The following is a 22,345-nucleotide window of genomic DNA, read 5'->3' as shown; positions in this document are numbered from 1 at the left end:
GGAAATCCGGACACTTTTCGTCACCGACTTGCCACGCACGGTAATCGCGCTCTAACGTGCCCGATATACGAACGGCCCCCGCCGGTGCGCTAACACCTGCGGGGGCCTGTCCAACGAGATCTTGCAAAGGGAGATCCCGTGGCTGACACCCACTTTAGTGCTGCCCCGCATCCGATGGCGAACCCCGGCTACGGCAAACGCTCGGTACCGGACCAACTCCCCCGCACAGGGCACGACTTCACCCACCTCCCGGCCCGCGAAGCGCACATCGCCGGGTTCATCGACCGGTTGCCCGACGGCTCCGACATCTCGGTGAAACTGCTGGCCAGCTGCCTCCCGTACGGCCAGGCGGCCATGGGTACGGCCCTCAACAACCTTCAGGCGGCGGGCCACTTGAGGCGCGGCCGCGAACACCTCGCCGGATCGGGCAGCTCGCGCTGGGTGACGCGCAGCTGGTTCTCACGGACGGCACGCGACGACGCGTGGTGGACGGCGTACGTGAGAGGCGACGTACCCCAAGAGACACCGGATGAACCGGCCCGGAAAACGCCCCCCACCCGCAGCCGCGCACTCGTGCTCCTCACCGCCCTCGGCCGCACGGCGCCGTCCCTCGCCCTCTCGGCCGCCGAATGCGAGCAACTAGCACCCGCGGTGGAGCAATGGTTCGCGCACGGCGCCGAGGAACCCGGCATCCTCCACGCCCTCACGGCGGGCCTCCCGGTCCCGGTCCACAGCCCGGCCGCCCTCGTCCGCCGCCGCCTCACCGACAAACTCCCACCCCCGCCCGCGCCACGCCCGCCGCTCCGCGTCCTGGAGTGCGCGACCTGCGGCGCACCGGGCCGCCCGGAGTCCCTCCAGGGTGGCAAATGCGCCCCGTGCCGAGGCACCCACCCGGACCGCCGCCCGGCGGCCCCACTCACCCCGGAAGCCGTACGCGCCCGCGCCGCCGAGGCCCGCGCGGCGATGATCCCCCGCAGCGAAAGGACTCGCGTATGACCGCGCCGACGATCCGGTCCGGCACATCCGGGGCACGATGGAGGCGAGGAGGCACACCCATGTCCCCTGGCACCGCCGACCGCCCGCAGATGAGCATCGAGAACTTCGAGGAACTGAACCGCAGGGCTCCGGAGTCCCTGCGCAACAAGCTGGAGTTCTGGGACGGACGGCTGCTCGTGAAGCACGGCCCCATCGACGTCGAGGACTTCGAGGAACTCGCCCGTGTCGCGCCCGAGACGGTGACCTTGGAACTGCTCAACGGAAAGCTAGAGGACGGCGTCCTCATGGTGGTCGAAGTCGCCTCCAAGGACCGCGACACCCACCGCCGCGACCGCCAGGAGAAGCCCCACGCCTACGCGTACGCCGACATCCCCGTCTACCTCGTCGTCGCCCGCGACAACGGCACAGTCGTCGTGCACAGTTCCCCCGAGAACGGCGTCTACCAGAACCGCCGCCCGCACCACTACGGCGCCACAATCCGCATCCGCCTCAAGGACTACGCCTGACGAGCCCCGTCGGAGGGCAAATTCAAGCCCCGCCGGCGATTGAGGCGCGGGGTCCGGGGCAGAGCCCCGCGACCGCAACCCGGGCTACCCGCAAACAAAACACCCGAGGGCGACACCGTCTCCCGTAGAAGAGACGCCGTCGCCCTCGGGCAAAGACGAGCTGAACCGCTAACCGGCTCAGAAGTCCATGTCACCGCCCGGCATGCCGCCACCGGCCGGCGCGGCGCCAGCCTTCTCCGGCTTGTCGGCGATAACGGCCTCGGTCGTCAGGAACAGCGCGGCGATCGACGCGGCGTTCTGCAGCGCCGAGCGCGTCACCTTCGCCGGGTCGATGATGCCCTCGGCGATCATGTCGACGTAGTCGCCGGTCGCGGCGTTCAGGCCGTGGCCGACCGTCAGGTTGCGCACCTTCTCCACGACGACGCCACCCTCAAGACCACCGTTGACGGCGATCTGCTTGAGCGGAGCCTCCAGGGCCAGCTTCACGGCGTTGGCGCCGGTCGCCTCGTCACCCTCCAGGTCCAGCTTGTCGAAGACCGCGGAGGCCTGGAGGAGGGCCACGCCACCGCCGGCGACGATGCCCTCTTCGACGGCCGCCTTCGCGTTGCGAACGGCGTCCTCGATGCGGTGCTTGCGCTCCTTGAGCTCGACCTCGGTGGCCGCGCCCGCCTTGATGACGGCGACGCCACCGGCGAGCTTCGCCAGGCGCTCCTGGAGCTTCTCGCGGTCGTAGTCCGAGTCGCTGTTCTCGATCTCGGCACGGATCTGGTTGACGCGGCCCTGGACCTGGTCGCTGTCACCGGCGCCGTCGACGATCGTCGTCTCGTCCTTGGTGATGACGACCTTGCGGGCGCGGCCGAGCAGGTCGAGACCGGCGTTCTCGAGCTTGAGGCCGACCTCCTCGGAGATGACCGTGCCGCCCGTGAGGATGGCGATGTCGCCGAGCATGGCCTTGCGGCGGTCACCGAAGCCCGGGGCCTTGACGGCAACGGACTTGAAGGTGCCACGGATCTTGTTGACGACCAGGGTCGACAGGGCCTCGCCCTCGACGTCCTCGGCGATGATCAGCAGCGGCTTGCCGGACTGCATGACCTTCTCGAGCAGCGGAAGGAGGTCCTTCACGTTGCCGATCTTCGAGTTGACGATCAGGATGTACGGGTCCTCGAGCGAGGCCTCCATACGCTCCATGTCGGTGGCGAAGTACGCCGAGATGTAGCCCTTGTCGAAGCGCATACCCTCGGTGAGCTCGAGCTCCAGACCGAAGGTCTGGGACTCCTCGACGGTGATGACGCCTTCCTTGCCGACCTTGTCCATGGCCTCGGCGATGAGCTCGCCGATCTGGGTGTCGGCGGCCGAGATGGAGGCGGTGGAGGCGATCTGCTCCTTGGTCTCCACCTCCTTGGCCTGCTCGAGGAGGGCGGCGGAGACGGCCTCGGTGGCGCGCTCGATGCCGCGCTTGAGGGCCATCGGGTTGGCGCCGGCGGCTACGTTGCGCAGGCCCTCGCGGACCAGGGCCTGGGCCAGGACGGTCGCGGTCGTCGTGCCGTCACCGGCGACGTCGTCCGTCTTCTTCGCGACCTCCTTGACCAGCTCGGCGCCGATCTTCTCGTACGGGTCCTCGAGCTCGATCTCCTTGGCGATGGACACACCATCGTTGGTGATCGTGGGGGCGCCCCACTTCTTCTCGAGGACGACGTTGCGACCCTTGGGGCCCAGGGTCACCTTGACGGCGTCGGCGAGCTGGTTCATGCCGCGCTCGAGGCCGCGCCGTGCCTCCTCGTCGAACGCGATGATCTTGGCCATGTGAAGTGGTCCTCCCGGACGGGGTGGCTAACGCAAAAGGACCGTGCTGGTGCCCGCGACGGACGGCCTGCGGACCTCGTGGTTCCTTGCCCCACCCGGTCCCCGGACCTCACCGACCCGATCCAAGTTTTGTCACTCTCACTGGGAGAGTGCTAAGCCCAATGATTAGCACTCGACCCATGCGAGTGCAAGCGGCTACCACGGATCCGCTGCAAGCGCACGCAGCACGAAGGGCCCGCCCCCGGTCCACCCGGGAGACGAGCCCTCCATGACGTGCGACGTTCAAGCTTGCAGTCTGACGCGCGCGTTGTATCAGCCGGCGGCCACACGGACCATGTCGGCCTGCGGCCCCTTCTGGCCCTGCGAGATCTCGAATTCAACTCGCTGACCCTCTTCGAGGGTGCGGTAGCCGTCCATCTGAATCGCGCTGTAGTGGACGAAAACATCCGCACCACCGTCGACCGCGATGAAGCCGTACCCCTTCTCCGCGTTGAACCACTTGACGGTGCCCTGAGCCATGCCTAACTCCCCTATTACTGGCCCTTGCACAGGACCGCACTTCGCGGACCCGGGTCAGACCTCACGCCCCATTGGCTGGGGGTGTGCGCCGGAACGCGTCGACCGCGGCTGAATGTATCTGCCCGACTGCCGTCCGCAACAGGTCAATCGGACGAGAATTCTGGGCACGCCAGATCGGGGAAACCGGGCCAACTCACCGGATCCCAGGGCAAGTCGGGCTGCGTAAATGCCGTAAAAGGCCCGAAAGGGCTGGACACTTTGGCTACTTCTTGTCGGGCACCGGGCGAGAACTCATATGCGCCCGTCATGCACCGCGCCCGGAAACGCGGCGGGTTCCCCAACTGTACCGCGCTCAACCATGCAGAATTGCCCCCTCCGCTTCTCTCGCGGAGGGGGCAATTCAGACGACAGTGAGTAATCGATCAGCCGCCGGCGACGGCGGGAATGATCGAAACGCCCGCGCCGTCCGGCGTCGCCGTCTCCAGGCCCTGCTCGAAGCGGACGTCGTCGTCGTTCACGTACACGTTCACGAAGCGGCGCAGCTTGCCCTGGTCGTCGAGGACGCGGGCGGCGATGCCGGTGTGGTTCTTCTCCAGGTCGGCGATGACGTCGGCGAGGGTGGCGCCCTCGGCGGCGACCTCGGCCTGGCCGCCGGTGTAGGTGCGCAGGATGGTGGGGATGCGGACGTTGACGCTCATGGTGGTAACTCCCGTTGCTACAAGTTCGGTTGGGCTCGGTGGTCGGCCGGGCTCAGAGGTCGGCGGCGAGGCCGGCCTCGCGGAACGCGTCCAGGTTCGGCCGGATCGTGGCCGTGGCCTGCGAGGACTCGGCGACCGCGTCAAGCGTCTTGAGGCCGTCGCCGGTGTTCAGGACCACCGTGGTCAACGACGGGTCGATCTGGCCCGCCTCGATGAGCTTCTTCGTGACGCCAAGCGTCACACCGCCCGCCGTCTCCGCGAAGATGCCCTCCGTGCGCGCGAGCAGCTTGATCGCGTCGACGACCTGCTCGTCGTTCACGTCCTCCACGGCGCCGCCGGTGCGGCGCGCGATGTCGAGGACGTAAGGACCGTCGGCCGGGTTGCCGATGGCGAGGGACTTGGCGATCGTCGTCGGCTTCTGCGGGCGTACGACGTCGTGGCCGCCCTTGTACGCCACCGAGACCGGCGAGCAGCCCTCGGCCTGGGCGCCGAAGAGCTTGTACGGCTTGTCCTCGACGAGGCCGAGCTTGATCAGCTCCTTGAGACCCTTGTCGATCTTCGTGAACTGCGAGCCGGAGGCGATCGGGATGACCAGCTGGTCGGGCAGCTGCCAGCCCAGCTGCTCGCAGATCTCGTACGCGAGCGTCTTGGAGCCCTCGCCGTAGTACGGGCGGAGGTTGACGTTCACGAAGCCCCAGCCCTCGCCCAGCGGGTCGCCGATGAGCTCGGAGCAGAAGCGGTTCACGTCGTCGTAGTTGCCCTCGATGGCGACGAGGTCACCGCCGTAGACCCCGGCCATGACGACCTTGCCCTGCTCCAGGTCGTGCGGGATGAACACGCAGGAGCGGAAGCCGGCGCGGGCGGCGGCGGCGCCGACGGCGCCCGCGAGGTTGCCCGTGGAGGAGCAGGAGAGGGTCGTGAAGCCGAAGGCGCGGGCGGCCTCGATGGCCTGCGCGACGACGCGGTCCTTGAAGGAGTGCGTGGGGTTGCCGGAGTCGTCCTTGACGAACAACTTGCCCTCGGCGACGCCCAGTTCACGGCCCAGGTTGTCGGCCTTGACGAGCTTGGTCCAGCCGGGGTTCAGGTTCGGCTTCTCGGCGACGTCGGCCGGGACGGGCAGCAGCGGGGCGTAGCGCCAGATGTTGGCGGGGCCCGCCTCGATCTGCTTGCGCAGGGCCTCGGGGTCGCCGACGGGCAGGTCGTACGCGACTTCCAGCGGGCCGAAACACTCGACGCAGGCGAAGACGGGGCCGAGCGGGACGACGTTGCCGCACTCGCGGCAGGAGAGGCCGGAGGCCGGACCGAGGTCGACAGCGTCCGTAGCGGAGGCGGCGGTTTCGGTTGCGACAGTCTGTACAGCCATGAGAGGCGAGGCCCTTTCTCCTCATCTTTCTCGCGACGCATCTCGCCGCGAGACGGATTTGGCACCTTCCCTAGCCGGGAGCCTCGCGGTGTCGACAGTGACAGTCGCACGAGACCGGCTGGAGGGTTGCCGGGGCTTCAACGGGCCGTATCCCTCTGCCCCTCTGGATGAGCGGTATTCGGTTGTGTGGATTCAGTTGTGGACGGCAGGCGACCCCCGACATGCGATGGTCATCGGCCTTGTTCAAGACTGTAACCGACGGCCCTGACCCTTGAGATAGTCGTCCGAACCGCGAGATGGATCACAGTTAAGGAGCGGCAGACCGTGCTGGAAGAGGTCGAGCGCTGGCTGGGCAGGCGCTCCTGGTCCGTGGCCGAGCACCCGCTGCACCGGGTGGTCGCCGCGAAGCACGCGTCGGGGCAGACGGTGAGCGTCGTGCTGCCCGCCCTGAACGAGGAGGAGACGGTCGGCGAGATCGTCGCCGAGATCCGGCGGACGCTGATGACGGAGGCCGTGCCGCTCGTCGACGAGCTGGTCGTGGTCGACTCCGGCTCCACGGACCGCACCTCCGAGGTCGCGGCGGCGGCCGGGGCGCGCGTCGAGCACCGGGACACGATCCTGCCGCGGATCCCGGTCAGGGCCGGCAAGGGTGAGGTGCTGTGGCGTTCGCTGTTCGTCACTTCCGGTGACATCGTCTGCTTCGTCGACGCCGACCTGAAGGAGTTCTCCGCGGACTTCGTCTCCGGGATCGTCGGGCCGCTGCTCACGGAGCCGGACGTGGACTTCGTGAAGGCGATGTACGACCGGCCGCTGGCGGGGGCCGCCGGGCAGGGCGGCCGGGTGACCGAGCTGATGGCGCGCCCGATCCTGAACCTCCACTGGCCGCAACTGGCCGGATTCGTCCAGCCGTTGGGCGGCGAGTACGCGGCGCGGCGGACGCTGCTCGAACAACTCCCGTTCCCCGTCGGGTACGGCGTGGAGATCGGCCTGCTCGTGGACGCGCTGCACACCGTGGGCCTGGACGGGCTGGCGCAGGTCGATGTGGGCGTGCGCAAGCACCGGCACCAGGACGGGCAGGCGCTCGGCAGGATGGCGGCGGCGATCTACCGCACCGCGCAGCTGCGGCTCGCGCGCGGGCACCTCATAAGGCCGGTGCTCACGCAGTTCGAGCGGGGCGCGGAGGGCTTCGAGCCGCGCGTCCACGCGGTGGACACGGAGGAGCGGCCCCCGATGATCGAAATCAGTGAGTACGCGGAGCGTCGCGTGGCATAAGCGCGGCACAATCATCCGTTTTGCATAAGTTGCCCTTTATGTGGCTTAGATATCTCAAGGGCAGGCTCAAGGGCAGGGCGGCGTGCGCCGCCACCGCCACCCTCGCCATCACCTGCGCGGCGGGCCTCACCCCGAGCCCCGCATCGGCCGACGTGGTCTCCCCCTTCGCCAAGCGCTACGACGAATCGATCTACGGCGACTTCAAGACCATCGGCAACACCGTCATGGGCTGCCCGACGGACGACGCCTCCATGGCCGCACGCTGCGCCGTCGCCGCGAACGGCGAGGGCAAGGACAACAACAACACGTTTGTCATGCAGCGGATCAACACCGCCGGGACGACGGACGGCTACGGATCGAGCACCGGCCGCGTCGCGATCCCGCCCGGCGCGAAGGTCGCCTACGCCCGCCTCTTCTTCGGCGGCAACGACGGCACGTACAAGGGTCCGAGCGGCGCGCAGCTGAAGCGCTGCGACATCTCCGGCGCCGATGTCGACCGCTCGCCCGGCGACCCATTGGACGCGGTGCCCGCGGTCGGCGTGAACGGCACGACCCCGTCCAAGGTCACCCCTCAGAACCTGGTCCAGGACCCCGCCTCCACCAGCGGCCCGCACTACTACACGGGCGAGGCCGACGTCACGGACCTGTTCAGCGGCGTCACCGGGACCGGGGCCCCGATCCCGGTCTCGGTCGGCGACATCTGGGCGCCCACCGGGAAGGGCTGTGTGGGCGGCTGGTCGATGACCGTCGTCTACAAGTACGACGCCCCGAACGAGACCTACGCGCCGGACCGCCGCAACGTCTACATCTACGGCGGCCACGTGCTGCAACGCTCCACCTCCCCCGCCACCCGGGTCACGGTCGACGGCTTCTACCGGACCTCGGGCACCCCGCGGGCCAGCGTCACCGCGTACGAGGGCGACTGGAACACGCCGGGCGACAAGTTCGCCGTGGGCGGCAAGAACATCCCCGAGTCGCACACCGGCAACACCAACAACTTCTTCATCTCCGAGGACGACGGCGCCCTCGACCCGAAGATGATCAACAACCTGAGCATCGACGCGAAGGAGTTCGACGTCACGGGCGGCTCCTCCACGCGGGCCGCGGGGAACACGCGGGCCGCGGGGTCCGATCCCATCCCGGTCGGCTCGACCTCCACCACGCTCGACTTCTCCACCAAGGGCGACACGTACGTGCCCTCGGCGCTCGCCCTGTCCGTCCCGGTCCCCGACCTGGAGATCACCAAGACGGCGAGCCCGGCGAAGGTGGAGCCGGGCGACACGGTGACGTACACGGTGAAGGCGAAGAACGTCAGCCGACTCCCGTACCCGAACGCCAAGTTCACCGACGACCTCACCGAGAACCTCGACGACGCGACGTACAACGACGACGCAGAGGCGAGCATGGGCGACGTCTCCTACACCGAGCCGAAGATCAGCTACACGGGTGACATCCCGGCCGGGAAGACGGCGACCGTGAAGTACAGCGTGAAGGTCAACGACCCGGTCAGCGGCGACGGCAAGCTCACCAACAGCGTCACCGCCGACACCCCGCGCACCAACTGCGAGGAGGGCTCCGAGGACGCGCGGTGCGGCATCGCGCCCACCATCGAGCGGGAGGCCCCGTCCCCGTCCCCGACGTCCCCGAAGCCGACGTCCCCGAACCCGACCGAGCCGGGTGAGCAGACGCCGAAGCCCGAGCCGACGCCCACCGACTCCGCGAGCGGCGAGAGCCCGCAGGCCCGGCCCACCCCGCCGAACCCGCCGAGCAGCGGTGAGATGGCCCGGACCGGCTCGGACTCGCACCTGCCGCTGTACGGCGGTCTCGCCGCCGCGCTGTGCGTGCTCGGCGCGCTGGCCGTCGCCGCGGCCCGGATCCGCGGCCGCAAGGACTGACACCCGCGACCGACCTGCTCACAGGCGTTGTATACGGCCGGGCCCCCGACGGGGCCCGGCCTTACGTTTGAACGTTTCCGGGCCGGGCTAGCGTGCCCGTATGGGTTCCACGACGCATGGTGCTGCTGAGGTTCTCGTCGCGTCCAACCGCGGCCCGGTCTCGTACGTCGTCGACGACGACGGTGAGATCGCGGCCAAGCGCGGCGGGGGCGGTCTCGTGTCGGCGCTGAGCGCCGTCGAGGACAAGCTGTGGGTGTGCTCGGCGCTGGGCGAGGGCGACCGGGAGGCGGTGCGGCGCGGGATCACCGAGCCCGGCGTACGGATGCTGGACATCGACGCGGACGTCCACACGGACGCGTACAACGGGATCGCGAACTCGGTGCTGTGGTTCGTGCACCACATGCTGTACCAGACGCCCCTTGAGCCGTCGTTCGGCCCGGAGTTCCGGCGGCGCTGGGCCTCGTACGAGGCGTACAACCGGGCCTTCGCACAGGCGCTGGCGGAAGAGGCGGCACCGGGCGCGACCGTCGTCGTGCAGGACTACCACCTGACGCTGGTGCCGGGCATGCTGCGCGAGCTCCGCGACGACCTGCGCATCGGGCACTTCTCGCACACCCCGTGGGCGCCCGTCGACTACTTCCGGATGCTGCCCGACGACATCGCCGAACAGGTGCTGCGGGGCATGCTCGGCGCCGACCGCTGTGCGTTCCTGACCCGGCGCTGGGCGGACGCGTTCACCGACTGCTGTACGCATCTCGTCGGCGGCACGTCCGGAACCCGGATCGGGGTGCACGGCCTCGGCGCCGACGGCGACTTCCTGCGCGAGCGCGCCCACGAGGACGATGTGGAGGAGCGGCTCACGGCGCTGCGCGGGCAGGTGGGCGAGGGCCGCAAGGTGATCGTGCGGGTGGACAGGACCGAGCTGTCGAAGAACATCGTGCGGGGCCTTCGGGCGTACGAGCTGCTGCTGGCGGAGCGGCCGGAGTGGCGGGAGCGCGTGGTGCACGTCGCGTTCGCGTACCCGTCGCGGCAGGACCTGGCGGTGTACCGGGACTACACGGATGAGGTGGCGCGGGTCGCGGAGGACATCAACTCCCGGTTCGGGAGGGCTGATTGGACTCCCGTCGTGCTCCACGTGAAGGACGACTTCGCGCGCTCGCTCGCCGCGTACCGGCTCGCCGACGTGACCCTCGTGAACCCGATCAGGGACGGCATGAACCTCGTCGCCAAGGAGGTCCCGGTCGTCTCCGACGAGGGGTGCGCGCTGGTGCTCTCGCGGGAGGCGGGGGCGTACGAGGAGCTGGCCGAGGACGCGTTGACCGTCAACCCCTATGACGTGACCGGCACTTCGCGGGCGCTCGCGGAGGCGCTGGCCATGCCGGAGGACGAGCGGGCGGAGCGGACGAAGCGGTTGGCGGCGGCGGGGACGGCGTTGCCGCCGGGGCAGTGGTTCCTGGACCAGCTAGAGGCGCTGCGCCAGGACTGAGAGGAACTCGGCGAGTTCGACGGGTCCTTCCACCAACAAGTCGGCTCTGTCGGCGAGTTCGGGGACGACGTCGTCCGCCGCCACCAGAAGCCCCGGCACCCCGTCGGAGCGCAGCTTCTCCACCGCCGCGAAGGCGGGGAGGTCACCGAGGTCGTCGCCCGCGTAGAGGACGGCTTCCGCACCCACCTCCCGTACGTACTCGGCGAGTGCCACACCCTTGTCGACGCCGGGCGGGCGCAGCTCCAGGACCAGGCGGCCCGGCTCCACGATGAGGCCGTGCCGGGCGGCGAGCTCCGCGAGGGGGGTACGGAGGGCGTCGAAGGCGCCTTGCGGGTCGGATGCGCGGCGGGTGTGGACCGCGACGGCGCGGCCCTTCTCCTCGACGTACGTGTCGTGCCAGAGGTTCAACTCGGCGAGTACGCCCGGGAGTTCGGCCCTGACGGTGGCTACGCCGGGGTGGGGCGCGGGGGCGGTGACCGTGCCGGTGGCGGCGTCCCAGCGTTCCGCGCCGTAGTGGCCGAGCACCACGAGGTGTTCCAGCCCCGGCACCCCCGCGAAGCCGCCCTGACGGACGGCGACACCGGCGGGGCGCCCGGTGACGACCGCGATGGCGGCGACCTTGGGGGCGAGGGCGGTGAGGGCGGGCAGGACGGTGGGGTGGGGGCGGGCGTGGTCGGGGTCGGGGACGATGGGGGCGAGGGTGCCGTCGAAGTCCAGCGCGATGACGCTCCGCTGGGGGCGGGTGATGATCCTGGCCAGGGCGTCGCGGCCGGCGGGGGTTCGGGGGGCGTACGGGTGGCTGGCCATGGTGATGACTGTAGCCGCGCCCACCAAGCCCCTGCGGCGATTGAGCCGCTCCCCACCAAGCCCCTGCGGCGATTGAGCAGCGGGGTTTGGGGCAGAGCCCCAAGCCCGGCCACGACTAGCCGGTGAGCGCCCCGGGGCTCCGCCCCGGACCCCGCTGCTCAATCGCCGCAGGGGCTCAAATGCCCGCCTACCGTTCCGCCCGGCGGGCAGCCCTTACGCGGCGGAGGCGGTTGACCGTTACCGGGGCGAACTGAAGCGCTCTCGGGTCGTCGAGGAGGGCGTTGAGGAGTTGGTAGTAGCGGACCGGCGCCAGGTCGAGCTCCTCACGGATCGCCCGCTCCTTCGCACCCGGCGACGCCCACCCACGCCCCTCGAACGTGAGCACCGCGCGCTCGCGGTCGCCTAGGGAGGACATACCCGTCACGCTACTCGGCGGACTCCGCCGCCGCCGCGTCGTTCTGGATCGAGCCGAGCGTGCCCGCGGCGCTGCCCTGCGACGTGACGGTGGAGCCGATCTGCTTCTTGATCTCGGCGCTGACCTCGGGCCAGGACGTCTTGTTCGCCGGGTAGTAGGTGGCACCCGCGAGTTCGTTGATGAAGGGGCGCAGGGCCTTGTCCTTCGGCGACGCCGTCATGGCGTCGGACGCGGAGACGGTGACCGGTGCGACGGTGTACTCGCGGGAGAAGTCGAGGACGTTCTTCTTGTCGTAGACGTAGTCGAGGAACTCGCCGGTCTCGCGCGGGTGGCCGCCCTGCTTGAACGCCATCATCCAGTCCGTCACGCCCATCGTGGACTTGGGCGTGCCACCGGGTCCGGGGATCGCCACGTCGCCGTAGTCGACGCCCTTCGCCTTGGCCATGTTCATCAGCGTGGGGTGTCCCGACAACATGCCGACCTGGCCCTTGGCGAAGGCCTGGAAGGCGGGGGTGCGGTTCAGGTTCCCGGGGGACGTGGGGCCGGTCAGACCCTTGGTGACCAGGTCGTTCTTGAGCCAGGACAGGGCTTCGACGTTCTTCTTGTCGTCGATGGCGTAGGTGCCGACGTTGTCGGTGTAGCCGCCGCCGTTGCTGAGCATCCAGATCATGGTCTCGGCCTGCGCCTCCTCGGTGCCGAGCGGCAGCGCGAAGGGGTAGCGCACGCCCTGCGCCTTGAGCGCCTTGGCGTCGGCGACGAGGTCCGCCCAGGTCTTCGGCGGCGTGATGCCGGCCTCGGCGAAGAGCTTCTTGTTGTAGAAGAGGCGGCGCGTGGAGGCGGCGAACGGCATGCCGTACTGCGCGCCCTTGATCTCGCCTGCCTGGCTCATCTGGCCGACGAAGTCCGCCTGGACCGGCACGGACAGCAGCTTGTCGACGGGGTAGAGCTTGCCCGCCGCCGCGTAGTCGGCGTACGCGCCGATCTGCGCCATGTCGGGCGCCTTGCCCGCGGCGACCATGTCCTTGACCTTCTTGTCGACGACGTCCCAGGAGTAGACGTCGACGTCGACCTTGATGTCCGGGTGCTTGACCTCGAAGGCGGAGGCGAGCTTGTCCCAGTACTTCTGGGAGGTGTTGGCCTGGGAGTCGCCGTAGTCGGCGGCGACGAGGCGCAGCGTGACCGCGTCGTCGGAGCCTCCGCTTCCACAGGCTGTGAGCAGCGACGATGCCGCCACCACTCCGAGCGCGGCCGCCACGGTCAGCGTCGTCCTCCCCTTGCGCACTGCCGCACCCCACCCTTGTCCGTCGCGTGTCCGTCGCGCCATGGGACTGTCCCACGGTCCAAACGGAAGGTCTACACCACATGGGCGCCGGAGCGGAAACGAGGGCCCGACTGGACTAGACCTCTCGCGGGTGGACGCGCGACACTGTCCCCCGTGAAACATGTCATCGCCCTGGACGTGGGCGGCACCGGGATGAAGGCCGCCCTGGTCGGGGCCGACGGCACACTGCTGCACCAGGCGCGCCGGGCGACCCAGCGCGAGCGCGGCGCCGACGCGGTCGTCGAGTCGATCCTCGGCTTCGCCGCCGACCTGCGCGCGTACGGCGAGAAGCACCTCGGCGAGCCCGCCCGCGCGGCCGGGGTCGCGGTGCCCGGCGTCGTCGACGAGACGAACGGGATCGCCCTGTTCGCGGCCAACCTCGGCTGGCGCGACGTACCCATGCGGGAACTGCTCAGCGAGCGGCTCGGCGGCATCCCGGTCGCGCTCGGGCACGACGTGCGCACCGGCGGCCTCGGCGAGGGGCGGCTCGGCGCGGGCAAGGACGCCGACCGGTTCCTGTTCATGCCGCTCGGCACCGGGATCGCGGGCGCCATCGGCATCGACGGGCGCATCGAGCCCGGCGCGCACGGCTCCGCGGGCGAGATCGGCCATGTCGTCGTCCGCCCCGGCGGCATCGACTGCGGCTGCGGCCAGCGCGGCTGCCTGGAGCGGTACGCCTCCGCCTCCGCGGTCACCCTCGCCTGGCAGGAGGCGAGCGGCGACGAGAAGGCGACCGCCGCGGACTGCGCGAAGGCCGTCGACGGGGGCGACGAGAAGGCGGCCCGGGTCTGGCAGGACGCGGTGGCCGCGCTCGCCGACGGGCTCGTGCTCGCGCTCACTCTGCTGGACCCCCGCACGCTCATCATCGGTGGCGGGCTCGCCGAGGCGGGGGAAACCTTGTTCACACCCCTGCGTGCGGCCGTCGCGGAGCGTGTGACCTTTCAGGCGCTCCCCACGATCGTCCCGGCCGTCCTCGGGGACAGCGCCGGATGCCTGGGCGCGGGACTCCTCGCCTGGGACCTGCTGGCCGACGAGACCGACGGCAACGACGACACCGACGGCGACAACGAAGCCGTCGACAACACGGAGGTAACCGCCTGATGGCCACAGCGAAGGTGCTCACCGGCGCCGAGGTGGTGCTCCCCACCGGGACCGTCACCGACGGCCGCGTCATCGTCGACGGCACGTCGATCGCCGGGGCCGCCCCGGACGGCGCCGAGACCGTCGACCTGACCGGTCACTGGGTGGTGCCCGGCTTCGTCGACATGCACAACCACGGCGGCGGCGGCGCGTCCTTCACCTCCGGCTCGATCGACGAGATCCTCACGGGCGTCCGTACGCACCAGCAGCACGGCACGACCACGATCGTCCCGTCCTTCGTCACCGGCGACATGGACTTCCTCGTGCAGCGCGCGGGGCTGCTCTCCGAGCTGGCCGAGCACGGCGAGATCGCGGGCATCCACTTCGAGGGCCCGTTCATCTCCCCGTGCCGCAAGGGCGCCCACGACGAGACGCTCCTGCGCGACCCCGACCCGGCCGACGTCCGCAAGCTGATCGACGCCGCCCGCGGCCAGGCCAGGATGGTCACCCTCGCCACCGAGCTGCCCGGCGGCATCGACTCCGTACGCCTCCTCGCCGAGCACGGCGTGATCGCCGCGATCGGCCACACCGACGCGACGTACGAGCAGACGGTCGAGGCCATCGACGCGGGCGCCACCGTCGCCACGCACCTCTTCAACGCGATGCCGCCGCTCGGCCACCGCGAGCCGGGGCCGATCGCGGCGCTCCTGGAGGACGAGCGGATCACCGTCGAGCTGATCAACGACGGCACGCATCTGCACCCGGCCGCCCTTGAGCTGGCGTTCCACCACAAGGGCGCGGGGAAGGTCGCCTTCATCACCGACGCGATGGACGCGGCCGGCTTCGGCGACGGGCGCTACATGCTCGGCCCGCTGGAGGTCGAGGTGAAGGACAGCGTGGCGCGCCTCGTGGAAGGCGGCTCCATCGCCGGCTCGACGCTCACCCTCGACCGGGCCTTCAAGCGCGCGGCCACCATCGACAAGCTGCCCGTCGAGGACGTCGTCCGGGCGATCTCCGCCAACCCGGCGCGGCTGCTCGGGATCTACGACAAGGTGGGCTCGCTGGAGCCCGGCAAGGACGCCGACCTGGTGGTCCTGGACGCGGAGTTCGACGTCAAGGGCGTCATGCGCAAGGGCGAATGGCTCGTAGAGCCGTAACTCTCCCGTACGGAAAGGCGGTTGACCCGAGGTCTGGGCCAACCGCCTTGACTTTGGCATGATCAGCCCCCGTTACTGAAAGTACGTAAGGGGGGTGAGGTCCTGTGATCCTCACGGTCACGCTGAACACCGCACTCGACATCACGTACCGCGTGCGCGCGCTGCGCCCGCACACCTCGCACCGCGTCACCGAGGTCACCGAGCGGCCGGGCGGCAAGGGGCTGAACGTGGCACGGGTGCTCGCCGCGCTCGGCCACGAGGTGACCGTCACGGGGTTCGCGGGCGGCGCCACGGGGCGCACGCTCCAGGACCAACTGCTCGACGTACGGGGCGTTTCGGACGCCCTCGTCCCCGTCACCGGTTCGACCCGCCGCACGATCGCCGTCGTCGACGCCGCGTCCGGCGACACGACGCAGCTGAACGAGCCGGGTCCGACGATCACGCCCGCGGAGTGGGCCGCCTTCCAGGAGGCGTACGCGGATCTGCTGCGGTCCGCGTCCGCGGTGGCGCTGTGCGGGAGCCTGCCGCCGGGGGTGCCGGTGGGGGCGTACGCGACGCTGGTGCGCGCGGCGCGGGCCGCCTCCGTGCCGGTGTTGCTGGACACGAGTGGCGAACCGCTGCGGCGGGGTGTCGCCGCCCGGCCCGACCTCGTGAAGCCGAACGCGGACGAGTTGGCCGAACTCACGGGTTCCCACGAGCCGTTGCAGGCCATGAAGGACGCGCGGCGGCGCGGCGCCCACGCGGTGGTCGCTTCGCTCGGTCCTGACGGGCTGTGTGCGCTCACCCCGGACGGCGAGTGGCGCGCGCCCGCGCCGGGGCGCCTGTCCGGCAACCCCACGGGGGCCGGGGACTCGGCGGTGGCGGGGCTGTTGTCGGGCCACGTGGAGCACCTGCCGTGGCCGCAGCGGCTCGCCCGGGCGGTGGCACTCTCCGCCGCGACGGTGGTGTCCCCGGTGGCCGGCGAATTCGACCCGGCCACCTACGACGACCTGGTGGGCCGCATCACGGTCGCCCCCCACTCCGGCGCGGCGTAACCCGGCCGGGTCCGGCCGATCAAGCCCCCGCCGCAACTGCGCGGCTGGGTCCGGCCGATCAAGCCCCTGCGGCGATTGAGCAGCGGGGTTCGGGGCGGAGCCCCGGGCGTCAGGAACGGAGCCGGTGTTACGGCCTCGGGGCTCCGCCCCGGACCCCGCGCCTCAATCGCCGGCGAGGCTTGATTTACCCGAACCGGCGTTACGCCAGCGAAGCTGGATCTACCGAACCGGCGAGGCGGAAATCGGTCAGCCCTGGGTGAGCCACATGCGGTCGAAGTTGGCGTCGCATTTGTTGCCCTGCTCGCAGGAGACCGTAATCGCGTTCGTACCCTTGGTGAGCTGGACGATGGCCCACGTATTGGTCCACCCCGACTCCCAGTCACCTTCCTTCGCCCCGGCGAAGTTCTTCATGTTCAGCGGGCGCGACTGCTTCTTCCCGTTGACGTCGATCGTCGCGTCGGAGTCCTTGCCGGGCACCCCGTAGTCGACGTGCAGCTTGTACGCGCCGTCCTTCGGGATGTCGCTGACGGTCCAGGTCAGGCTCGCGCCGACCTTGTTGAACCCGGCGACGTACTGCCCGCCGTCCGCCTTCGCGCCCTGCACGTCGGTCGCGACGGACGTGCCGCCGGACAGCTGCAGCGCCTTCGCGTCGGTCTTCGGCAGGTCGACGGGCGCGGCGGAGGCCGACTTGGAGGGCTTCTCGCTCGGCTGCACCGACTGCGAACCGCCGGAGGCCGCGCTGCCGGCCTCGCCGCCCTTGTCGTCACCGGTGTCGTTGCTGAGCATGGCGACGCCGATGCCGATGACGACGGCCGCGACGACCGCGACCGCGCCGATCAGCAGCGCCTTCGTGTTGGGGCCACCGCCCCGGCCGCCCCCGCGCATGGGCGCCGTCGGCGGACCCGGCTGGCTGGGCACGCCGCCGCCGGGCATCGTCTCGGGCGCCTGGTAGTGGGCGTTCGGCTGCTGGTACGCCTGGGTCGGCTGGGTCTGCCCGTACTGGCGCTCCCCGACCGTGCGGATCTGGTTGGCCCGGACCGGGTTGTAGGAGGGCCGCGGATTCGGGTAGCCGTAGCCGCCGCCCGCGCCCTCGGGCGGGGTCGCCCCGGCCGCCTGCCCGTCGGCGTACAGATAGCCGAACGGGTCGTCGTCCTCGGGCGTGGTGCTCCCGCCGTTGTTGCCGGGCGCCATCCCAGATCACTCCCTACACGTTGCTTACCTCGGCGAGGGTACCCGCTGCGAGTGACCCCTCGACGTGGCCTTGACCTCACGGGGGACGCGGAACCACGCCCAATGTAGGGCCTTTCCGGGACCGGTACAGAAGCTATCCGGCCCGCCTGTGCTGCTTACTACGCGATCTTTTCTCTACGTACATGCGCTGGTCAGCGGATTGCAGCACTTCCTCGGCCGTCATCCCGCAGTGGGCCCAGCCGATACCGAAACTGGCCCCCACCCGGACCGCCCTGCCGTCCACCCGAATCGGCGGAATGATGGCGTTCCGCAATCTGACGGCGAGGTCCTGGGCGTCCTCGCGGCCGAGCCCGTCGGCGAGCACCACGAACTCGTCGCCGCCGAGCCGGGCGACCGTGTCCCCGTCCCGTACGACGCTGGTGAGGCGGCGCGCGACCTCGATGAGCACGGCGTCGCCCGCGTTGTGCCCGAAGCGGTCGTTGATCGACTTGAAGCCGTCGAGGTCGCAGAAGAGGACGGCGAGGCCCTTCGTGCCGTTGTCGGCGCCGGAGTTCTCGTCGTGCTCGGGCGCCACGACGTGCACATGGTGGTCGAAGCCGTCGAACCCCTCGTAGAGATTCGACTGGTGCGGGACCGGGGCCCCGAAGTCGTACCCGATCCCGGCGGCGTCGGGGGCGGCGCGGTGGTCGCCGTACGCGGCGTCGAGGGAGTCGATGGCGCTGGGGCCCGGCTCCTGGGGGCGGCGGCAGAGGCGGGCGGCGAGGCGGGCGCGCAGCTCCGCGGAGTTCGGCAGGCCGGTGAGGGAGTCGTGCGAGGCGCGGTGGGCGAGCTGCAGCTCGCGGCGCTTGCGCTCCTCTATGTCCTCGACGTGGGTGAGCAGGAAGCGCGGCCCGTCGGCGGCGTCGGCGACGACCGAATTGCGCAGGCTGACCCAGACGTACGTGCCGTCGCGGCGGCACAGGCGCAGCTCCGCGCGGCCGCCCTCGGCGGAGGTGCGCAGCAGCGTGCCGATGTCCTCGGGGTGCACGAGGTCGGAGAAGGAGTAGCGGCGCATGGCGGAGGCGGGGCGGCCGAGGAGGCGGCACAGCGCGTCGTTGGTCCGCAGGATGCGGCCGTGCTGGTCGCCGCCCATCTCGGCGATGGCCATGCCGGAGGGCGCGTACTCGAAGGCCTGCCGGAAGCTTTCCTCGCTGGCGCGCAGCGCCTGCTGCTCGCGCTCCAGGCGGACGAGGGCGCGCTGCATGTTGGAGCGCAGCCGGGCGTTGCTGATCGCGATGGCGGCCTGGAAGGCGTACATCTGGAGGGCCTCGCGGCCCCAGGCGCCGGGGATCCGGCCGTTGCGGGGGCGGTCGACGGAGATCACGCCGAGGAGTTCGCCGCCGGAGGATCCGGTCGCGTACATGGGGGCGAAGAGGCGGTCGGCGGGGTGCCACTCGTCCTCGAAACGGGGCGGCGGTCCCGCGGTGAACCACTGCGGCACGTCGTCCTCGTCGAGGATCCAGCCCTCGGTGTGCGGTATGAAGCGCAGCTCGCCCCACTGCTTGCCCATGGAGAGGCGGCGGTCCCATGATTCACGGGAGCCGACGCGTCCGGTGATCAGGGCCTCGGCCGCGGAGTTGCCGGAGAAGGCGGCGACGACGAGATCACCGTCGGGCCGTACGAGGTTCACGCATGCCAGCTCGTAGCCGAGTCCGCTCACCACGCCGTCCGCGACGGTCTGCAGGGTGTCGGCCAGACTGCGGGCGGTGTTCATGTCCGCCATCACTTGGTGCAGCTGACGCAGGGTCGCAAGACGGACGTACGGCTCCGACTCGGTCTCCATGCTCAGTTCTCCCCGAGACCTCGACAGCACTCCAAAATTCTGATCGTTCTGATCTGCTCGCTCAGCTTCGCTTCGCACGTGCAGCAGCACGTTCATTCGCAGTGTCGACCGCCACTGAATCACAGCGAGCTGTGCACCCGGTACACAGGGTCAACAAAATATGGCTCCTGTGACTCAAGTCACAGCAGGAGATGAAAGATTGAGTCGTGTTGGCGGGTGGATTCTGTGCGTTTCCTGAACACGTACCGCGCCCTTGGTCCTAGGACCGGCCTCGGTCATCGGCCCGATGCGGGGCGCGCGGGGGCGCGGCTAGCGTTTGAGGCGTGTTGAACGTGCTGAAGACGTCCCCTGCCACTTCCGTCCCCTCCCCCACATCGGCCACGGCATCCCCCACCGCGTCCGCCGGGCATGCTGAGGGGGTGAGCAACGACGAGTTCCGCGCCGCCCTGTCCCGTCTGGCCGCAGGGGTCGTCCTGCTGACCTCCCACGAGCCGCAGCTCGACCCCGACGGGCCGGCCGGCGAGGACGCGGGCATGACGGCGACCGCCTTCATGTCCGTCTCCCTCGACCCGCCCCTGGTGATGGTGTCGCTGCGCAACGGCTCCCGCATGGACGACCTCCTCGACGAGCAGCCGCTGTGGGCGGTATCGGTCCTCTCCGAATCCCAGAGCCACATCGCGGGCCGCTTCGCCATGAAGGGGCGGCTCAGCGACCGGCTCCTGTTCCAGGACATCCCGTACGTACGGGGTGAGCACACGGGGGCGCCGTTGGTGGGTGGGGCGCTTGCGACGCTGGAGTGCCGTACGGAGAACCGGGTCCTTGCGGGTGACCACACGTTGGTGATCGGGCGGGTCCTCGGGGCGGCCCTGCCGAGTACGGAGGGCGGTCCCCTGACGTACTTCCGCGGCCGGTACCGGGGCCTGGGCAGGTAAGCCCCTGCCGCCACCGGGCGACTGGGTCCGACCCATCCAAGCCCCCGCCGCCACCGGGCGACTGGGTCCGACCCATCCAAGCCCCCGCCGCCACCGGGCGACTGGGTCCGACCCATCAAGCCCCCGCCGCCACCGGGCGGCTGGGTCCGGCCGATCAAGCCCTTGCCGCAACTGCGCGGCTGGGTCCGACCCATCAAGCCCCTGCGGCGATTGAGCAGCGGGGTCCGGGGCAGCGCCCCGGGCGTCGGGAACGGAGCCGGTGTTACGGCCTCGGGGCTCCGCCCCGGACCCCGCGCCTCAATCGCCGGCGAGGCTTGATTTACCCGAACCGGCGTTACGCACCGGCGAGGCTTGATTTACCCGAACCGGCGTTACGCACCAGCGAGGCTTGATTTACCCGAACCGGGGTTACGCCCGCGGGGCTCTGCCCCGGACCCCGCTGCTCAATCGCCGCAGGGGCTTGACTGACCCGAGCCGGCGTTACGCCGCAGGGGCTTGACTGACCCGAGCCGGCGTTACGCCGCAGGGGCTTGAATGACCCGAGGCGGGGTTACGCCGCAGGGGGTTGAATGGCCCGAGGCGGGGTTACCAGTCCCGGTTGGAGCGGGAGCGTTTGGTGTCGGAGCGGGCCTTCTTGGCGCGGAGGCGGCGCTCGTTGACGCCGCGGGGGACGCGCGTGGGGCGGCGTGGTTTCGGAGGCGGCGCGGTCGCCTCCGCCAGGAGCGCCGCGAGGCGTACCGTCGCCGCCTCACGGTTGCGCCACTGCGAGCGGTGCTCGGAGGCGCGGACCGAGATGACGCCGTCCACGAGCCGCGCAGCGAGCCGTTCCAGGGCCCGCTCCCGCCACACCGGCGGCAGCGCCTTCGTCGACGCGAGGTCGAAGCGCACCTCCGCGGCGGAGTCCGACGTATTGATGTGCTGGCCGCCCGGCCCCGAGGACCGCGAGAAACGCCAAAGGAGCTCGGCCTCCGGGAGGACGACCGAACCGCGGATGGGATAGGGACCGGACATGCGTCCATGGTCGCGCGTGCGTACGCCGCACGTCACCCGTATTTCCGCCGAGCGCGGACGAAGTAAAGAAAGTAAAGGGAGCTGGAACCTTCGCCACCCCTCACCGCGTTCATACGGTTACGAGTAGCTTCGGCTGCACGCACCGTACTCAACGAGGGAAGGACTCCCGAACCATGGCTGTAAGCCTGTCCAAGGGTGGCAACGTCTCGCTCACCAAGGAGGCTCCGGGCCTGACCGCCGTCACCGTGGGCCTCGGCTGGGACGTCCGCACCACCACGGGTACCGACTTCGACCTCGACGCCTCGGCGATCGCCGTGAACACGCAGGGCAAGGTCTACTCGGACGGTCACTTCGTCTTCTTCAACAACAAGCAGACGCCGGACCAGTCCATCGTCCACACCGGCGACAACCGCTCCGGCGAGGGCGAGGGCGACGACGAGGCGATCAACGTGAACCTGGCGGGCCTGCCCGCCGACGTCGAGAAGGTCGTCTTCCCGGTCTCCATCTACGACGCGGAGTCCCGCTCGCAGAACTTCGGCCAGGTCCGCAACGCGTACATCCGCATCGTGAACCAGGCCGGCGGCACCGAGATCGCCCGCTACGACCTCTCCGAGGACGCCGCCACCGAGACGGCGATGGTCTTCGGCGAGCTGTACCGCAACGGCGCGGAGTGGAAGTTCCGCGCCGTGGGCCAGGGCTACGCGTCCGGCCTGGTCGGCATCGCGCAGGACTTCGGCGTGAACGTCTGAGTGACCGCCGCATTGCGGTAAGCACCCTGAGCCCCGGCCGTACGCGGTCGGGGCTCAGTGCTGCCACCAACCCGCCACAGCCCATCGCTTAACGGACAATCACCGGCGACATCCGGACACGAACCGGCAAAGTTTTGACCGGTATCTGTCACAGAGCCACTGACTGGTGCCACTCTCCCTCCGCACCCCCCACGCCCCACACCCCACCGGGTACCCGGGTACTGAAGGAGTCCGAGTGAGACACCGCTCTACCGCTCCCCGCCTCGCCGCCCTCGTCGCCTCCGCCGC

General features: G+C 70.2%; 20 protein-coding genes and 1 riboswitch. Of the genes, 10 read left to right on the top strand and 10 right to left on the bottom strand.

What is annotated here, in order from left to right; all coding sequences use genetic code 11:
* The first annotated feature begins 174 nt into the window (after nucleotides 1-174).
* Both RBJ65_RS00915 and RBJ65_RS00910 read left to right on the top strand, forming a co-directional pair.
* On the top strand, nucleotides 175-996 hold the full coding sequence (locus tag RBJ65_RS00915; RefSeq protein WP_306322956.1) for a hypothetical protein: 822 nt from the start codon (nucleotides 175-177) through the stop codon (nucleotides 994-996).
* A gap of 59 nt (nucleotides 997-1,055) precedes the next feature.
* Complete coding sequence (locus RBJ65_RS00910) at nucleotides 1,056-1,502, top strand: Uma2 family endonuclease (protein WP_306322930.1); 447 nt, start codon at nucleotides 1,056-1,058, stop codon at nucleotides 1,500-1,502.
* A 177-nt stretch (nucleotides 1,503-1,679) separates the two neighbouring features.
* Here RBJ65_RS00910 and groL read toward each other — a convergent pair whose 3' ends face one another.
* The 4 genes from groL to thrC all read right to left on the bottom strand — a co-directional run bounded on the left by groL (nucleotide 1,680) and on the right by thrC (nucleotide 5,885).
* On the bottom strand, nucleotides 1,680-3,305 hold the full coding sequence (groL, locus tag RBJ65_RS00905; protein WP_306322931.1) for a chaperonin GroEL: 1,626 nt from the start codon (nucleotides 3,303-3,305) through the stop codon (nucleotides 1,680-1,682).
* Nucleotides 3,306-3,617: 312 nt separating this feature from the next.
* Entirely contained in the window at nucleotides 3,618-3,824 is a 207-nt protein-coding gene (locus tag RBJ65_RS00900) for a cold-shock protein (RefSeq protein WP_030576453.1), read from the bottom strand.
* Nucleotides 3,825-4,246: 422 nt separating this feature from the next.
* The gene (locus tag RBJ65_RS00895; RefSeq protein WP_306322932.1) at nucleotides 4,247-4,522 is read right to left on the bottom strand and encodes a ubiquitin-like small modifier protein 1; all 276 of its coding nucleotides are present in this window, start codon (nucleotides 4,520-4,522) and stop codon (nucleotides 4,247-4,249) included.
* A 52-nt stretch (nucleotides 4,523-4,574) separates the two neighbouring features.
* A complete protein-coding gene (gene thrC, locus RBJ65_RS00890) occupies nucleotides 4,575-5,885 on the bottom strand; it encodes a threonine synthase (RefSeq protein WP_306322933.1) in 1,311 nt (436 codons plus the stop codon).
* Between the two features lie 18 nt (nucleotides 5,886-5,903).
* A riboswitch (SAM riboswitch) is annotated at nucleotides 5,904-6,059 on the bottom strand.
* A 150-nt stretch (nucleotides 6,060-6,209) separates the two neighbouring features.
* Between thrC and RBJ65_RS00885 the strand changes: the two genes are divergently transcribed.
* From RBJ65_RS00885 to RBJ65_RS00875, 3 genes are all read left to right on the top strand, one after another.
* Nucleotides 6,210-7,157 (top strand): glucosyl-3-phosphoglycerate synthase, encoded by a 948-nt coding sequence (locus RBJ65_RS00885; protein WP_306322934.1) that lies wholly within the window; start codon nucleotides 6,210-6,212, stop codon nucleotides 7,155-7,157.
* A 38-nt stretch (nucleotides 7,158-7,195) separates the two neighbouring features.
* Nucleotides 7,196-9,052, top strand: coding sequence for a hypothetical protein (locus RBJ65_RS00880; RefSeq protein ID WP_306322935.1), 1,857 nt, complete (start codon nucleotides 7,196-7,198; stop codon nucleotides 9,050-9,052).
* A 100-nt stretch (nucleotides 9,053-9,152) separates the two neighbouring features.
* Nucleotides 9,153-10,538, top strand: coding sequence for a trehalose-6-phosphate synthase (locus RBJ65_RS00875; protein WP_306322936.1), 1,386 nt, complete (start codon nucleotides 9,153-9,155; stop codon nucleotides 10,536-10,538).
* Here RBJ65_RS00875 and otsB read toward each other — a convergent pair.
* The 3 genes from otsB to RBJ65_RS00860 form a co-directional block, all read right to left on the bottom strand.
* Nucleotides 10,515-11,345, bottom strand: a complete 831-nt coding sequence (otsB, locus tag RBJ65_RS00870) for a trehalose-phosphatase (protein ID WP_306322937.1) — start codon at nucleotides 11,343-11,345, stop codon at nucleotides 10,515-10,517. The genes RBJ65_RS00875 and otsB overlap by 24 nt on opposite strands.
* 187 nt (nucleotides 11,346-11,532) lie before the next feature.
* Nucleotides 11,533-11,760 (bottom strand): DUF3263 domain-containing protein, encoded by a 228-nt coding sequence (locus tag RBJ65_RS00865; RefSeq protein WP_306322938.1) that lies wholly within the window; start codon nucleotides 11,758-11,760, stop codon nucleotides 11,533-11,535.
* Nucleotides 11,761-11,770: 10 nt separating this feature from the next.
* Nucleotides 11,771-13,042, bottom strand: a complete 1,272-nt coding sequence (locus RBJ65_RS00860) for an ABC transporter substrate-binding protein (protein ID WP_306322939.1) — start codon at nucleotides 13,040-13,042, stop codon at nucleotides 11,771-11,773.
* A 153-nt stretch (nucleotides 13,043-13,195) separates the two neighbouring features.
* Between RBJ65_RS00860 and RBJ65_RS00855 the strand changes: the two genes are divergently transcribed.
* The 3 genes from RBJ65_RS00855 to RBJ65_RS00845 all read left to right on the top strand — a co-directional run bounded on the left by RBJ65_RS00855 (nucleotide 13,196) and on the right by RBJ65_RS00845 (nucleotide 16,352).
* Nucleotides 13,196-14,182, top strand: coding sequence for an ROK family protein (locus RBJ65_RS00855; RefSeq protein WP_306322940.1), 987 nt, complete (start codon nucleotides 13,196-13,198; stop codon nucleotides 14,180-14,182).
* Nucleotides 14,182-15,318: an N-acetylglucosamine-6-phosphate deacetylase gene (gene nagA, locus RBJ65_RS00850; RefSeq protein WP_306322941.1), complete on the top strand. Its 1,137-nt coding sequence runs from the start codon at nucleotides 14,182-14,184 to the stop codon at nucleotides 15,316-15,318. The genes RBJ65_RS00855 and nagA overlap by 1 nt, the downstream gene beginning before the upstream one ends.
* Before the next feature lie 104 nt (nucleotides 15,319-15,422).
* Entirely contained in the window at nucleotides 15,423-16,352 is a 930-nt protein-coding gene (locus tag RBJ65_RS00845; RefSeq protein WP_306322942.1) for a 1-phosphofructokinase family hexose kinase, read from the top strand.
* A 246-nt stretch (nucleotides 16,353-16,598) separates the two neighbouring features.
* Here the strand turns inward: RBJ65_RS00845 and RBJ65_RS00840 are convergent, their stop codons facing one another.
* Both RBJ65_RS00840 and cdgB read right to left on the bottom strand, forming a co-directional pair.
* Nucleotides 16,599-17,543, bottom strand: a complete 945-nt coding sequence (locus tag RBJ65_RS00840; RefSeq protein ID WP_306322943.1) for a carbohydrate-binding protein — start codon at nucleotides 17,541-17,543, stop codon at nucleotides 16,599-16,601.
* Between the two features lie 133 nt (nucleotides 17,544-17,676).
* Entirely contained in the window at nucleotides 17,677-19,365 is a 1,689-nt protein-coding gene (gene cdgB, locus RBJ65_RS00835; RefSeq protein WP_306322944.1) for a diguanylate cyclase CdgB, read from the bottom strand.
* A gap of 335 nt (nucleotides 19,366-19,700) precedes the next feature.
* On the opposite strand from cdgB, the gene RBJ65_RS00830 reads away from it, so the two are divergent.
* Nucleotides 19,701-20,297 (top strand): flavin reductase family protein, encoded by a 597-nt coding sequence (locus RBJ65_RS00830; RefSeq protein ID WP_306322957.1) that lies wholly within the window; start codon nucleotides 19,701-19,703, stop codon nucleotides 20,295-20,297.
* Nucleotides 20,298-20,882: 585 nt separating this feature from the next.
* Here the strand turns inward: RBJ65_RS00830 and arfB are convergent.
* Nucleotides 20,883-21,308, bottom strand: a complete 426-nt coding sequence (gene arfB, locus RBJ65_RS00825) for an alternative ribosome rescue aminoacyl-tRNA hydrolase ArfB (protein ID WP_306322945.1) — start codon at nucleotides 21,306-21,308, stop codon at nucleotides 20,883-20,885.
* Nucleotides 21,309-21,481: 173 nt separating this feature from the next.
* Here arfB and RBJ65_RS00820 point away from each other — a divergent pair, with 173 nt between their 5' ends.
* On the top strand, nucleotides 21,482-22,057 hold the full coding sequence (locus tag RBJ65_RS00820) for a TerD family protein (RefSeq protein WP_306322946.1): 576 nt from the start codon (nucleotides 21,482-21,484) through the stop codon (nucleotides 22,055-22,057).
* Nucleotides 22,058-22,345 lie beyond the last annotated feature (288 nt).

It is taken from the genome of Streptomyces sp. KL109B, from assembly GCF_030766935.1.
Classification (GTDB): Bacteria; Actinomycetota; Actinomycetes; order Streptomycetales; family Streptomycetaceae; genus Streptomyces.
Note: the sequence above shows the minus strand (reverse complement) of the source record. Positions and strands in the feature narration are given on the sequence as shown.

What these genes read in the sequence shown, in the direction of transcription:
- RBJ65_RS00875 (WP_306322936.1), top strand. Translation starts at nt 9,153, where the DNA reads ATGGGTTCCACGACGCATGGTGCTGCTGAGGTTCTCGTCGCGTCCAAC.
- RBJ65_RS00820 (WP_306322946.1), top strand. Translation starts at nt 21,482, where the DNA reads ATGGCTGTAAGCCTGTCCAAGGGTGGCAACGTCTCGCTCACCAAGGAG.
- RBJ65_RS00895 (WP_306322932.1), bottom strand. Translation starts at nt 4,522, where the DNA reads ATGAGCGTCAACGTCCGCATCCCCACCATCCTGCGCACCTACACCGGC.
- RBJ65_RS00865 (WP_306322938.1), bottom strand. Translation starts at nt 11,760, where the DNA reads ATGTCCTCCCTAGGCGACCGCGAGCGCGCGGTGCTCACGTTCGAGGGG.
- groL (WP_306322931.1), bottom strand. Translation starts at nt 3,305, where the DNA reads ATGGCCAAGATCATCGCGTTCGACGAGGAGGCACGGCGCGGCCTCGAG.
- RBJ65_RS00910 (WP_306322930.1), top strand. Translation starts at nt 1,056, where the DNA reads ATGTCCCCTGGCACCGCCGACCGCCCGCAGATGAGCATCGAGAACTTC.
- arfB (WP_306322945.1), bottom strand. Translation starts at nt 21,308, where the DNA reads ATGTCCGGTCCCTATCCCATCCGCGGTTCGGTCGTCCTCCCGGAGGCC.
- RBJ65_RS00880 (WP_306322935.1), top strand. Translation starts at nt 7,196, where the DNA reads ATGTGGCTTAGATATCTCAAGGGCAGGCTCAAGGGCAGGGCGGCGTGC.
- RBJ65_RS00900 (WP_030576453.1), bottom strand. Translation starts at nt 3,824, where the DNA reads ATGGCTCAGGGCACCGTCAAGTGGTTCAACGCGGAGAAGGGGTACGGC.
- cdgB (WP_306322944.1), bottom strand. Translation starts at nt 19,365, where the DNA reads ATGGAGACCGAGTCGGAGCCGTACGTCCGTCTTGCGACCCTGCGTCAG.
- otsB (WP_306322937.1), bottom strand. Translation starts at nt 11,345, where the DNA reads ATGGCCAGCCACCCGTACGCCCCCCGAACCCCCGCCGGCCGCGACGCC.
- RBJ65_RS00915 (WP_306322956.1), top strand. Translation starts at nt 175, where the DNA reads ATGGCGAACCCCGGCTACGGCAAACGCTCGGTACCGGACCAACTCCCC.
- RBJ65_RS00840 (WP_306322943.1), bottom strand. Translation starts at nt 17,543, where the DNA reads ATGGCGCCCGGCAACAACGGCGGGAGCACCACGCCCGAGGACGACGAC.
- nagA (WP_306322941.1), top strand. Translation starts at nt 14,182, where the DNA reads ATGGCCACAGCGAAGGTGCTCACCGGCGCCGAGGTGGTGCTCCCCACC.
- thrC (WP_306322933.1), bottom strand. Translation starts at nt 5,885, where the DNA reads ATGGCTGTACAGACTGTCGCAACCGAAACCGCCGCCTCCGCTACGGAC.